The organism is Nonomuraea sp. PA05 (assembly GCF_008086045.1).
Taxonomy (GTDB): Bacteria; Actinomycetota; Actinomycetes; order Streptosporangiales; family Streptosporangiaceae; genus Nonomuraea; species Nonomuraea monospora.
Map to the genome: position 1 here is coordinate 21,931 of NZ_VSEY01000020.1, position 11,657 is coordinate 33,587.

Annotated in this window: 15 protein-coding genes; 12 read left to right on the plus strand and 3 right to left on the minus strand. The window is 71.4% G+C overall.

Going from position 1 to position 11,657, the window contains the following annotated elements; all coding sequences use genetic code 11:
- Positions 1-32: 32 nt before the first annotated feature.
- Positions 33-527: an ATP-binding protein gene (locus FXF51_RS29295; protein ID WP_148437916.1), complete on the minus strand. Its 495-nt coding sequence runs from the start codon at positions 525-527 to the stop codon at positions 33-35.
- A 384-nt stretch (positions 528-911) separates the two neighbouring features.
- On the opposite strand from FXF51_RS29295, the gene FXF51_RS29300 reads away from it, so the two are divergent.
- The 6 genes from FXF51_RS29300 (at position 912) to FXF51_RS29325 (ending at position 4,316) form a co-directional block, all read left to right on the plus strand.
- The gene (locus FXF51_RS29300; protein WP_148437917.1) at positions 912-1,733 is read left to right on the plus strand and encodes a helix-turn-helix domain-containing protein; all 822 of its coding nucleotides are present in this window, start codon (positions 912-914) and stop codon (positions 1,731-1,733) included.
- Positions 1,734-1,970 carry a DUF397 domain-containing protein gene (locus FXF51_RS29305; RefSeq protein WP_148437918.1) on the plus strand — a complete coding sequence of 79 codons (237 nt, stop codon included), beginning with the start codon at positions 1,734-1,736 and terminating at the stop codon, positions 1,968-1,970. It begins immediately after the preceding gene.
- 100 nt (positions 1,971-2,070) lie between these two features.
- Positions 2,071-2,316 carry a hypothetical protein gene (locus tag FXF51_RS29310; RefSeq protein ID WP_225273446.1) on the plus strand — a complete coding sequence of 82 codons (246 nt, stop codon included), beginning with the start codon at positions 2,071-2,073 and terminating at the stop codon, positions 2,314-2,316.
- A 58-nt stretch (positions 2,317-2,374) separates the two neighbouring features.
- Positions 2,375-3,133: a hypothetical protein gene (locus FXF51_RS29315; RefSeq protein WP_187414633.1), complete on the plus strand. Its 759-nt coding sequence runs from the start codon at positions 2,375-2,377 to the stop codon at positions 3,131-3,133.
- A 20-nt stretch (positions 3,134-3,153) separates the two neighbouring features.
- Positions 3,154-4,056, plus strand: a complete 903-nt coding sequence (locus FXF51_RS29320; protein ID WP_148437921.1) for a maleylpyruvate isomerase family mycothiol-dependent enzyme — start codon at positions 3,154-3,156, stop codon at positions 4,054-4,056.
- Positions 4,056-4,316 carry a sigma factor gene (locus FXF51_RS29325; RefSeq protein WP_187414634.1) on the plus strand — a complete coding sequence of 87 codons (261 nt, stop codon included), beginning with the start codon at positions 4,056-4,058 and terminating at the stop codon, positions 4,314-4,316. The genes FXF51_RS29320 and FXF51_RS29325 overlap by 1 nt, the downstream gene beginning before the upstream one ends.
- A gap of 4 nt (positions 4,317-4,320) precedes the next feature.
- On the opposite strand, the gene FXF51_RS29330 is transcribed toward FXF51_RS29325, so the two are convergent.
- Positions 4,321-4,899: a histidine phosphatase family protein gene (locus FXF51_RS29330; protein ID WP_148437923.1), complete on the minus strand. Its 579-nt coding sequence runs from the start codon at positions 4,897-4,899 to the stop codon at positions 4,321-4,323.
- 27 nt (positions 4,900-4,926) lie between these two features.
- A complete protein-coding gene (locus FXF51_RS29335; protein ID WP_148437924.1) occupies positions 4,927-5,838 on the minus strand; it encodes a TIGR03621 family F420-dependent LLM class oxidoreductase in 912 nt (303 codons plus the stop codon).
- An 89-nt stretch (positions 5,839-5,927) separates the two neighbouring features.
- Between FXF51_RS29335 and FXF51_RS29340 the strand changes: the two genes are divergently transcribed.
- From FXF51_RS29340 to FXF51_RS29365, 6 genes are all read left to right on the plus strand, one after another.
- On the plus strand, positions 5,928-6,695 hold the full coding sequence (locus tag FXF51_RS29340) for a phytanoyl-CoA dioxygenase family protein (protein ID WP_148437925.1): 768 nt from the start codon (positions 5,928-5,930) through the stop codon (positions 6,693-6,695).
- A complete protein-coding gene (locus FXF51_RS29345; RefSeq protein ID WP_148437926.1) occupies positions 6,680-7,639 on the plus strand; it encodes a phosphotriesterase in 960 nt (319 codons plus the stop codon). The genes FXF51_RS29340 and FXF51_RS29345 overlap by 16 nt, the downstream gene beginning before the upstream one ends.
- Positions 7,636-8,829 (plus strand): cytochrome P450, encoded by a 1,194-nt coding sequence (locus FXF51_RS29350; protein ID WP_148437927.1) that lies wholly within the window; start codon positions 7,636-7,638, stop codon positions 8,827-8,829. The genes FXF51_RS29345 and FXF51_RS29350 overlap by 4 nt, the downstream gene beginning before the upstream one ends.
- The gene (locus FXF51_RS29355; RefSeq protein ID WP_148437928.1) at positions 8,823-9,629 is read left to right on the plus strand and encodes an SDR family NAD(P)-dependent oxidoreductase; all 807 of its coding nucleotides are present in this window, start codon (positions 8,823-8,825) and stop codon (positions 9,627-9,629) included. Before FXF51_RS29350 ends, FXF51_RS29355 begins: the two co-directional genes overlap by 7 nt.
- Before the next feature lie 10 nt (positions 9,630-9,639).
- The gene (locus FXF51_RS29360) at positions 9,640-10,509 is read left to right on the plus strand and encodes a Gfo/Idh/MocA family protein (RefSeq protein WP_148437929.1); all 870 of its coding nucleotides are present in this window, start codon (positions 9,640-9,642) and stop codon (positions 10,507-10,509) included.
- A 199-nt stretch (positions 10,510-10,708) separates the two neighbouring features.
- Positions 10,709-11,656 (plus strand): ABC transporter substrate-binding protein, encoded by a 948-nt coding sequence (locus tag FXF51_RS29365; protein ID WP_148437930.1) that lies wholly within the window; start codon positions 10,709-10,711, stop codon positions 11,654-11,656.
- The last annotated feature ends 1 nt before the right edge of the window (position 11,657 follow it).

Here is an 11,657-nt window from a genome sequence, read left to right on the forward strand (position 1 = left end):
TGACCATCCACGGTAATGCAGATCACCCCCGGTCAGGAGAGGACTGCCCAGACGATCTTTCCGTGAGGCGCGAGTGCGGACCAGCCCCAGCGGAGGCTGAGCGATTCGACGATGTGGAGTCCGAGGCCGCCGGTGTCAAGGGGGCCAGGGTATCGCAGCACGGGGACCGAGGAGCCTGGATCGGTGAAGGCGCTGGTGACCAGCGGCCCCCGGCGGACGAGGGACATGTGGACCGAGCGCTCGCGGGCCGGGTCGTCCAGGCAGAGGCCGTGCCGCAGCGCGTTGGTGGCCAGCTCGGAGACCACCAGCTCCATGTTGTCGGCCAGCTCGCCGAGGCCCCAGCCGGTCAGCGCGCCCACCGTGAAGCTGCGGGCGGTATGGACCGAGGTGGCGGCGGGCGGGAGGACGAACGTGGCGCTCGTGGACGGGCCGGGGACCAGCAGATCGCGGGCGGCCTCCGGCCACCAGCCGACTGGGGGCCACCAATCGAACGTGGTCCACTGGCCGTGCGCCGTGGTGGATTGCACGTGATCATTCTGCTGCAAACTCTCGTGCAGGTGCAAGAGCGAATGCACGTGCAGACAACTCGTGCAGGCGCTACCGTTGCCCTCAATTGGTCAATATGGGGGAAAGGGGATCTTGTCCGCGGCCCATGATCTTTCGGCCGTGAAGTGACAGACTGTAGGTGCATACTCCGCTACCCTGCGGTCGCCCGTACAAAAGGGGCGTTCGTGGGTGCAACTTCACTACGTGCGGTGGGCGCCGCCGAGAACGGTGCGGTCCCATCGTGTTGCAAGGAAACGACCCTCCGGGGTTGACGACCCTTCGGGGATATGGCCTTCAGGGATAGGACCGAGGAGCAGCACGTGTCGATTGATCCGCCCGGGACCGGTTCAACCGTTCGGCGCATCATGCTGGGGGCGAGTCTCAGGCGCCTCCGCGAGGCCAGCGGGCTCGACCGGGCACAGGCCGGATTCCACATCCGGGCGTCCGAGTCCAAGATCAGCCGTATGGAGCTCGGCCGCGTCGGCTTCAAGACACGTGACGTGGAAGACCTGCTCACCTTGTACGGCGTCGTCGACGATGCCGAACGCCGTGCCCTGCTGGAGATGGTGCGCGAGGCCAACACCCCCGGATGGTGGCACAAGTACTCGGCCGAGCTGCCGTCGTGGTTCACCACGTACATCGGCCTGGAGGAGGCCGCGAGCGTGATCCGTACCTATGAGGTGCAGTTCGTGCCCGGCCTGCTGCAGACGGCCTCGTACGCGCGCTCGGTCTTCCAGCTCGGCAACCCCGATGCGAGCCCCGAGAGAATCGAACGGCGCGTGCACATGCGCATGCAGCGCCAGGAGCGCTTCACCCAGAAAGACGGACCCCGGTTGTGGGCCGTCATCGACGAGGCGGCGCTCAAGCGGACCATCGGCGGGCGGGAGGTCATGTCCGAGCAGCTCCGGCATCTGCTGGAAGTCGCGGCCCTTCCCAACATCACCCTCCAGGTGATGCCCTTCAGATTCGGCAAGCACGCCGCCGAGGGGGGCGCGTTCAGCATCTTGCGGTTTCCCGAGTCCGACTTGTCGGACGTTGTCTACGTCGAGCAGCTCTGGGGTGCCCTGTACCTGGACAAGCGTGAGGACATCGATCCGTACCTCACGGCCATGGAGCAGTTGTGCGTGGAGAGCACCACGCCAGGGGGCACAGTCGAGCTCATCGGCGGTCTTCTCAGAAAGATGTAGATGAACCAGACCTACAACGGCATGCCCGCGGCCGACCTCACCCAGGTGGCCTGGCGCAAGAGCCGCTACAGCAACTCGCAGGGCAACTGCGTCGAGCTCGCCGAGCTCCCCGACGGGGGCGTCGCGGTGCGCAACTCCCGTTTCCCCGACGGCCCTGCCCTCATCTATACCCGCGACGAGATCCGGGCCCTGGTGCTCGGGGTGAAGGACGGAGAGTTCGACGGCCTGCTCGTGTAACAGCATGTTCACACACGGCGCGCCCGCGTAACGGGGGCGCGCCGGAGGCGTAACCGCCCGGCCTCGTCCTTCGGCCAGTATTCGGGTCATGCTCGACCAGATGACTCTGTATCCGATCGCCGACGACGTGCTCTTCGCGCCGGGCGGCAAGGTCGTGATCCGCACCTATGGCGTGGCGCCCGCCACCACGGGCGCCTCCGTCTCCTATCGCACCTGGGTGACCGGCATCAGGGACCAGCCGCGTTACTGGCACTGGGGCCACTTCGAGGACGCCGCCTCCGGGCACCGCAAGGTCCTCGAGTGGCTGACCGGGCGCGGGCCCCAGCCTTCCCAAGCGCTGTCCTGATCGCTATCCTCTGAGCCAAGCAATCGCTTGGTAGCCACCCGGCATCGGAGGAGGCGTGGTGCGGCGCGCGATCCACCTGATCGAGGAGGTCGACTTCCGGCCGATGAACTCCAGGCGCCCGCTGGAGTACCTCACCTGGCTGACCCGCTACAAGCGCGAGGACGCGGAGCGCACCGCCCCCGAGCTCACCGCCGGGATGTCCATCAGGTCACGCGAGATCGACCTCGTGGGCGCCTTCTACGCCGTCGGCATCACCGGCCACCCCCAGTTCAAGGCCGTCACGCTGTGGGACTGCCACGGCGGCTGGGACGGCGGCTGGCGGCAGATGATGGAGATCTACCAGGGCGTGGACGAGCGCCTGTTCCTGTCCGACATCGACGACCTGCGCTTCTCCGCCTACTCGAGGCCGCTCGGCGCCGTGCCCGGCTGCCCGCCGCTCGCCGAGGCGCCCGCCGCCGAGCTCTACCTCTTCGAGAACGCCCGCGTCCGCCCCGGCGCCGCGCTCGACTACCTGCACGCCGTACGCACCGAGCGGGCCCCGCTGCTGGCCGAGCACGGCCACACCCTCGTCGGCCTGTACGAGGTGCTCTTCTGCGACACGGAAGCGGTCACCGTCTGGGCCGTCTCCCTCGACGACCACCTGGCCACCCAGCGCGCCAGGGACGCGGCGCTGGGCCTCGACGACGAGATCGAGCCGGATTCTCGGCTGTTGGACTGGGGAAAACGCGCGCGCGACTACCTAGAAGGCCGCTGGCGTGAGACGCTTCTGGCACCGTTCCCCGGCTGCCGCCTGGCACCGAGGACCCCACCGGGTTAGCGTCGGCTGCGGAGGTGGCCATGACGGACTCCTACCTGTACAACGGGCAGAGCCCAGACGACCATGTCGCCTCGTGCCCTGACTGCAGTGCCGCCATCGCGCTGCTCGACAGGCCGCCCGAGACGGCCGTCGAGCCGCCCGCGTCGCTGCGCGAGGCCGTGTTGTCCATGGCGCGCCGGCGCCGCAGCCCGGCCGTGGTGCCCGTGGCGACGGTGGCGGTCCCGTACGCTGAGCAGGTCGCGCTCATGGACGACCTGCTGGCCGACCTGAGCGCGCCCGACTGGGAGACGCCGATCGCCAAGCACGGCACGATCAGGGGCGTGGTCGAGCACCTGGCCGCCAACGACGCGACCGTGGCCGCGTTCATGGGCGTGGCGGGCGCCGGCGTGGTCACGCTGCCCGTGCCGATCCACCGGCGCTGGCGCGAGCAGGCCGGGTCCCTGCTGCAGCGGGTCTCGGCAGGCAACGAGGTGCTGCTGGGCGTCGAGGTGGCGCTGGCGGGCACCAGCCCCACCCCGGTCCGCGCGCCGCTGCGCCAGGTCATGATCCAGCGCACGTTCGAGACGTGGACGCACGCCGACGACATCAGGGCCGCCACCGACCGGTCCAGGGCCGAGCCCCGGCCCGAGCACGTGCACATGATCGCCGAGTTCGGCCTGGCCATGCTGCCGGCCGCGATGAAGGGGCCGCGCCGCGACGTCTCCGCCACCATCGTGCTGACCGGCCCGGGCGGCGGCACCTGGACGATCCCGCTCTCCCCGACCTCCGACCACGTCGGCGTGCTCGTCTCCGCCGACGCCGTCGAGTTCTGCCGGCTGATGGCCAACCGGTTGCCGCCCGACTGCTTCCCGTACGCCGCCGAGGGCGACCCCGCGCTCGCCCGCGACCTGATCCGCGCCGCCGCGACGCTGGGATGCGACTGATGAGCGACATGGACCTGTGCGCACGACTGACGGCCGGCGACCTCGACGCGCTGGCCGACGCCTACGACCAGCACGGCCCGTACGTGTACGGCGTCGCCGTCAAGGTCACCGGCAGCCAGACGTACGCGGAGGAGGTCACCCAGCACGTGTTCACCGCGCTCTGGGAGCGGCCCTTGTCCTACGACCCCAGCCTGGGGTCGTTACGGGGCTGGCTGGTGAGCAGGGCCCTGCACGAGTCGGCCTTGCGCACGAAGGTCTAGCGGGTCAGACGGGGGCGTTCCAGGCCGTGAGCACCGGCTCGGCGTGCTCGAAGCCGAGCCGCGAGTAGGTGCCCGTGTCCAGCTTCAGCAACCTGCCGTCCTCCGGCGCCAGGCGCAGCCAGCGGGCGGCCAGCACGCGCAGGAAGTGCCCGTGCGCCACCAGCGCCACCCGCCCCTCCACCGCCCTGGCCCGCTCGATCACCCGGTCGGCGCGCGCGCCCACCTGCGCCGCGCTCTCGCCGGGATGCTCGGCGTCACCCGGGATCACCCCGTCACGCCACAGGTACCAGCCGGGCCGGGTCTCACGGATCTCCGGCGTGGTGATCCCCTCGTAGCCGCCGTAGTCCCACTCCCACAGGTCGGCGTCCACCTGGAGCTGCGACAGCCCGGCCAGCTCCGCCGTGCGGCGGGCGCGCTGGGCGGGGGAGACGAGCACCAGCTCGAACGGCTCCTTGGCCAGCGGCGCCAGGGCTCTGGCCTGCTCCTCGCCGTGCTCCGTCAACGGCAGGTCGGTACGCCCGGTGTGCCTGCCCGCCTTGCTCCACTCGGTCTCGCCGTGCCTGAGCAGCAACATCTCATTCATGCGTCCCATCATCCGGCACGGCCCGGCTCAGCCGGTGGCCAGGTCTTCCACGACGGGTTCGAAGGTGTCCAGGTCCCGCTCGTGGTGGAGCACGAAGTACGAGACGTCGTGCTCGTCGCGCCAGTGGCGGATCTTGTCGGCGATGTCGTGCCGGGTGCCCAGCAGCACCTGCGGCGTCTCGTCCAGCGCGGCGCTGTCGGCGGCGCTCCACGTCTCCTCCGCTTTCCGCTCGCCCGCCTGGATCACGCTGGTGCCCAGTTCGAGCCGCGCGTACCGCTCGCCGGCGGCCTCGCGCACGGCGGCGAGCTTGCCGAGGAGTGCCGGCAGCCCGCCGTCGCGCAGGTCGGGCCCGCTGCCGTCGGGCTTGACCCGCATCCCGATGTTCACCACGTCGGCCTCCTCGGCCGCCAGCCGCAACATCCGGGCGCCGCCCGCGCCGATCACCAGCGGCGGCCCGGGCCGCTGGAGGGGCTTCGGCTGCTGGTCGAGCCCCGAGATCCGGTAGTGCCGCCCCTCGAAGCGGAACGGCCCCTCGCCCCAGAGCCCCTTGAGCACGGCCAGGGCCTCCCGCAGCCGCTCGACCCGGACGCCGGGCGGCTCCAGCGCGAGGCCCGCGCCCGTGTAGTCGCCCGCCATCCAGCCGGTCCCGATGCCGACCTCCAGCCGCCCCTCCGACAGTAGATCGAGCGTGGCCGTCTCCTTGGCCAGGACGGCCGGGTGCCGGAAGTCGTTGGCGAACACCAGCGTGCCCACCCGCAGCCTGGTGGTGGCGCAGGCCGCCGCCGTGAGCGCGGCGATGGGCGCGAACCTGGGGCCGACGAGGTGGTCGGGGACGAGCAGCACGTCGAACCCGGCCCCTTCCAGCCTCCTGGCCTTCTCCGCCCACGCCTTGCCCGACCCGGCCTCCCTGACCACCGCTCCGAACCTGATCCGCCGCACGCCGCCTCCCGCCAAGTGCCTGCTCCGATCATTGTGGCGTACGAGCCGGGGGCTTACCAAGCGCTTGCTTTAGGTGCCAGACTGGGGTCATGGAGATCCCGGTGCGTCAGGCCACCGACGACGAGGCGGCCTTCTTCGCCGAGCACGGCTGGGTGCGGCTCGGCCGCCTGGTCCCGCCCGCCGTCGCCGCCGACCTGCGCGAGCGGGCCACGGGCTACCTGGAGGCACGCTCCAAGCAGCACCAGACGCTCGTCGACCAGGCGTTCGGGCAGTCCAGGGACATCGCGGCCGGTGACGAGGCGTTCGGGGCGCTGACCATGAGCCCCGCGATGGGCCGCACCGCCGCCCGGCTGCTGCGCGGCGTCCGCGCGGTACGCGTCCAGGTCACCAACCTGCTCGTCAAGGAGCCGGGCGAGCACGGCGCCACCGAGTTCCACCAGGACTTCCCGTGGATGCCGATGGACCGCTCGGCCATGCTCACCGTCTGGCTGGCCCTGTCCGACGTGCCGGCCGACATGGGCTCGCTGCGCTTCTACGACGGCTCCCACCGCCACGGCCTGCTCGGCCGCAGCTTCACCCGCCCCGGCGACGACCAGCTCACCCAGCACCCCTGGCTCAAGGAGCTGGAGCTGTCGCCGCCGCTCGACCTCAAGGCCGGGGACGCGACCGTGCACCACGCCCTGACCGTGCACGGCGCCCCCGCCAACCGCCGCGACACCCCCCGCCTGTCCTTCACCGCCACCTACTTCGACGCCGACGCCCTCTACACCGGCCTGCCGTACCAGCAGACCGACGGGCTCGGGCTGCGCGTGAACCAGCCGTTCGAGCACGAGAGGTTTCCGTGCCTGAGACCGTGAGAGGCCCGGTCGCCGACCTCGGGGCGACGCTCATGCACGAGCACGTCTTCGGGCTGAGCCCGGAGATCCTGTGGAACTGGCCCGACATCCCGGAAGGCTGGGACCTGGAGGAGCGGGCGCGCGAGGCGGCGGGCAAGCTCGACGCGCTCAAGGCCGCCGGCGTCGACACCATCGTCGACCTCACCGTGGTGGGCCTGGGCAGGTACGTGCCCGCCGTCCAGCGGGTGGCCGAGCTGACCTCCGTCAACATCGTGGCCGCCACCGGCCTCTACACCTACGACGCGCTGCCGCCGTACTTCGGCAACCGCGGCCCCGGCTCGTTGTTCGGCGGGCCGGACCGGCTGGCCGAGTTCTTCGTCAGGGACCTCACCGAGGGCATCGGCCGCACCGGCGTCAAGGCCGCCATCCTGAAGTGCGCCTCCGACCACCTCGGCCTGACCAAGGGCTGCGAGCGGGTGTTCAGGGCCGTCGCCGAGGCGCACCTGGAGACCGGGGCGCCGATCACCACGCACTCCCACAGCGCCTCCAGGGGCGGGCTCGGCCAGCAGAAGCTGCTCGCCTCGCTGGGCGTGGACCTCGGGCGGGTCGTCATCGGGCACGCCGGCGACTCGACGGACGTGGCCTACCTGGAGGAACTGGTCGCCAACGGGTCGTACCTGGGCATGGACCGGTTCGGCATCGAGACGATCAGCCCCTTCGAGGACCGGGTGGCGATCGTGGCGGAGATGTGCGCGCGCGGGCACGCCGGCCGGATGGTGCTGAGTCACGACTCGTACTGCTTCAACGACCGCTTCGACGCCGCCGTCGTACGGGAGCGGCATCCCCGCTACCACCTGCTGCACATCTCCCGCGACGTGCTGCCCGCGCTGCGCGGGCGGGGCGTCACGGACGACCAGATCCACCAGATGCTCGTCGTCAACCCGGGGAGGATCTTCGCACCATGATCGAGGACTTCGACGTCGGCGCCGACTGGCACGTCGCCGACCCGTACCCGTTCCTGGCCGGGCTGCGCGAGCGGGCGCCGGTGTTCCGCAGCGAGCACCTGGGCGCGTACGTGCTGACCAGGTACGCCGACGTGCGGGCCGCGTACGGCGACCCCCGGCGCTTCTCCTCCCGGGGCTCGCTGACGATCTCGCGCAGCCTAACCCAGGAGACCCGCGAGAAGCTGGGCGAGCACGGCTCGTTCCTGTCCAGCTTCGTGGCGAACGTGGATCCGCCCGACCACACGCGGCTGCGCCGGTCGGTGTCGAGGGCGTTCACGCCGCGCGCGGTGGCGGCCATGGAGCAGCGCTTCAGGCAGTTGAACGAGGACCTGCTCGACCGGGTGGCGCCACGCGGGCGGGCCGACTTCGTCAGCGAGATCGGCCACGAGCCGTCCGTCAAGCTCACCGCCCGCTTCATCGGCGTGCCGGCGGCGGACGAGGCGTTCGTGCAGGCCCGCGTCAAGGACTGGTTCCAGCTCTTCCTCTCGCCGCAGCCGCCGCGGCGGCAACTGGAGCTGGCCGACGGTTTCCTGACCTACCTCGACTACGTGGACCGGCTGGTCGCCGCGCGGGCCAAGGACCCGCAGGACGATTTCACGTCCCTGATGACCGCGCTGATCGGCGTCGAGCTGTCGCACCGCGAGGTGGTGGAGCTGATCTCCACGATCCTGCTCGGCGGCAACGACACCGTGCCCAACCAGCTCGGTAACACCGTCCTGCGCCTGCTGCGCGAGGGCGCCTGGCCGGTGCCGCCCGAGCTGGTCGCGAACGCGTCCGAGGAGTGCATGCGCATCGACGGCGCGTCCCTGGGCTCCTTCCGGTACGCGGCCGAGGACGTCTCCCTGCACGGCGTGACGATCCCGCGCGGCGCGCTCGTGCTGCTGTCCACCGACTCGGCGGCCCACGACGGGACGGTCTTCCCCGACCCCGGCCGGTTCGTCATCGACCGGCCGAACGCCGCCGAGCACCTGGTGTTCGGGTACGGCATCCACTTCTGCGTGGGGGCCGCGCTGGGGCGGCTGCAACTGCGTACGGCGCTGGAGGTGCTCGGCGGGCGGCTGCCGGGGCTGCGGCTCGCGCCAGGCCAGGACATCGCCTACCGCAGGTCCATCGTGGGCCGTGGCCTGACGTCCCTGCTGGTGGAATGGTGAGCGGGCGCTTCGACGGCAAGGTGGTGCTGGTGACCGGCGCCGGGTCCGGCATCGGCGAGGCCTGCGCGGCCCGCTTCGGCGCCGAGGGCGCCTTCGTCGGAGCCCTCGACGTGCGCGCGGCCGGCGCGCGGGCCACCGCCGCCGCCATCCGCGCCCACGGCGGCACCGGGATGGCGCTGACCTGCGACGTCTCCGACGAGAAGCAGGTGCAGGAGGCGGTCGCGACGCTGGTGGCCTCCTTCGGCAGGGTGGACGTCCTGCACTCCAACGCGGCCGTGTTCGAGCCCGGCGTGTACGGGCGGGACCGCGAGCTGGAGACGCTCGACGTGGCCGTCTGGGACCGGACCATGGAGGTCAACCTGCGCGGCGCCATGCTCATGGTCAAGCACTGCATGCCCGTCATGCCCGATGGGGGCGCCGTCGTCCTCACCTCGTCGGTGTCCGCCCTGGTGGGCGACTCGGTGCACGCCGCCTACGGGGCGTCGAAGGCGGCCCTGATCGGTTTCACCCGGTACGTGGCGACGATGTACGGCTCGCGCGGCATCCGCTGCAACGCGGTCGCGCCCGCCCTCGTCCTGACCCCGAACGCGCGGCGCGCCATGACGCCCGCGCAGCTCGCCGACAAGGAGGCCGAGCGGCTGCTGCCGTGGGCGTGCTCGGTCGAGGACGTCGCCAACCTGGTGGCCTTCCTGAGCTGCGAGGAGTCCCGCTGCCTGACGGGCCAGACCCTGGTGATCGACTCGGGGACGCTCGCCCACCGGCCGCAGCACGCGGTTGAGCGGTGGCGCTCGCGGCCGTAGGTTTGCGGCTATGGACGATCTTGCGGGGCCGGTGGCGGTAGGGCTGATCGGGGCGGGGCCGTGGGCGCGGATGGCGCACGTGCCGATGCTGGCCAAGGGGCCGCACACGCGGCTGGCCGGCGTGTGGGCGCGCAGGCCGGAGGCGGCGGCCGAGCTGGGGGCGCCGGTGTTCGCGACGGTCGAGGAACTGTTCGAGCACTGCGAGGCGGTGGCGTTCTGCGTGCCGCCCGCCGTGCAGGCCGAGTACGCCGTCCGCGCCGCCCGCGCGGGCAAGGCGCTGCTGCTGGAGAAGCCGCTCGCCGACACCGTGCGGAACGCCGAGCGGGTGGCCGCGGCCGTCGCGGAGGCGGGCGTGGCGTCCCAGATGGTGCTGACCCTCAGGTACGCCCCGCAGACCCGCGCGTTCCTGGCCCGCTGCGCCGAGATCGGCCCGTTCGGCGGCCACGCCGCGAACATCTCCGGCATCCTCCTCGGCGACCACCCCTTCGCCACCCCGTGGCGGCGCGCGCACGGCCCCCTGCTCGACGTCGGCCCGCACCTGATCGACGTCCTGGACGCCGCCCTGGGCCGCGTCACCGGCGTGCGCGCGCACGGCCGGCCGCTCGGCTGGATCGGCCTGCTGCTCGACCACGAGGGCGGCGCCGTCAGCGAGGTGTCCCTGTGCATGACCGCCGGCGGCGACCAGCCTCCGCAGACGATCGCCGTGTACGGCCGCGCGGGCGCCGCCGTCCTGCCGCACTTCGAGGAGGACCCGCTGGAGACGATCGCCGAGGAGTTCGCCGCCACCGTGCGCGCGGGCGGCGGGCACCCCCTCGACGCCGCCCACGGGCTGCGGCTGCAGCGGATCATCGCCGAGGCGCAGGCCCAACTCGCCCCTTGACGCGGGCGGCATCTGGGGCATTGATAACGTTTGTCCGATGCGCAGAGCGCAGCGAAGTCCGGTGTGAGTCCGGCGCTGTCCCGCAACTGTCATAGCCAGGTCGCCTGCCTCCGCGCTGACGTCATCAACCCTCGTGGAAAAGGGTGATCCGTCGCTCAACGCGGGTCTCTCGGTTCCGAACAGTGTGAAAGGACTTCTCGTGAGGCCCGTACGCACGGCCTTCGCGGGCGCGCTGCTGGGAACGCTTCTTCTGGCCGGATGCGGCCAGAGCGGCGACACCACCACCGCGACCGCCCCCACCACGCCCCCCGCCTCCTCCTCCGCCGGCTTCCCCGTGACCGTCGAGGCGGCCAACGGCAAGGTCACCATCTCCAAGAAGCCGGAGCGGATCGTCTCGCTGTCGGCCACCCACACCGAGACGCTCTTCGCCATCGGAGCGGGACCCCAGGTCATCGCGGTCGACAACCAGTCGAACTTCCCGCCCGAGGCGCCCAAGACCGACCTGTCCGGCTTCAAGCCGAACGTCGAGGCCATCGTCGCCCAGAAGCCCGACCTCGTCATCGTCTCCGACGACCTCGACCAGGTCGTCGCCGAGCTGGGCAAGGTGAACGTGCCCGTCCTGCTCCAGCCCGCCGCCACCAAGCTCGACGAGGCGTACGAGGAGATCACCGAGCTGGGCGCCGCCACCGGCAACCAGGCCAAGGCGGACGAGGTCGTCTCCGGCATGAAGGACACCATCGGCAAGCTGGCCGCGCAGGCGCCCAAGAGCGGCGAGCTCACCTACTACCACGAGCTCGACACCACGCCCTACGCCGCCACGTCCCAGACCTTCATCGGCCAGATCTACGGCCTGTTCGGCCTGACCAACATCGCGGACAAGGCGCCCGACGCCGCCGGCGGCTACCCCAAGCTGTCCGCCGAGTTCGTCGCCCAGGCCGACCCCGACCTGATCTTCCTGGCCGACGTCAAGTGCTGCCAGCAGAGCAAGGACACCCTCGCCGAGCGGCCCGGCTGGAAGAGCCTGTCCGCCGTCAAGAACGACCAGGTGATCCAGCTCGACGACGACATCGCCTCCCGGTGGGGGCCGCGCGTCGTCGACCTCGCCGAGGCTATCGGCGCCGGTGTGTCCAAGGCGGGCACCAGCTGAC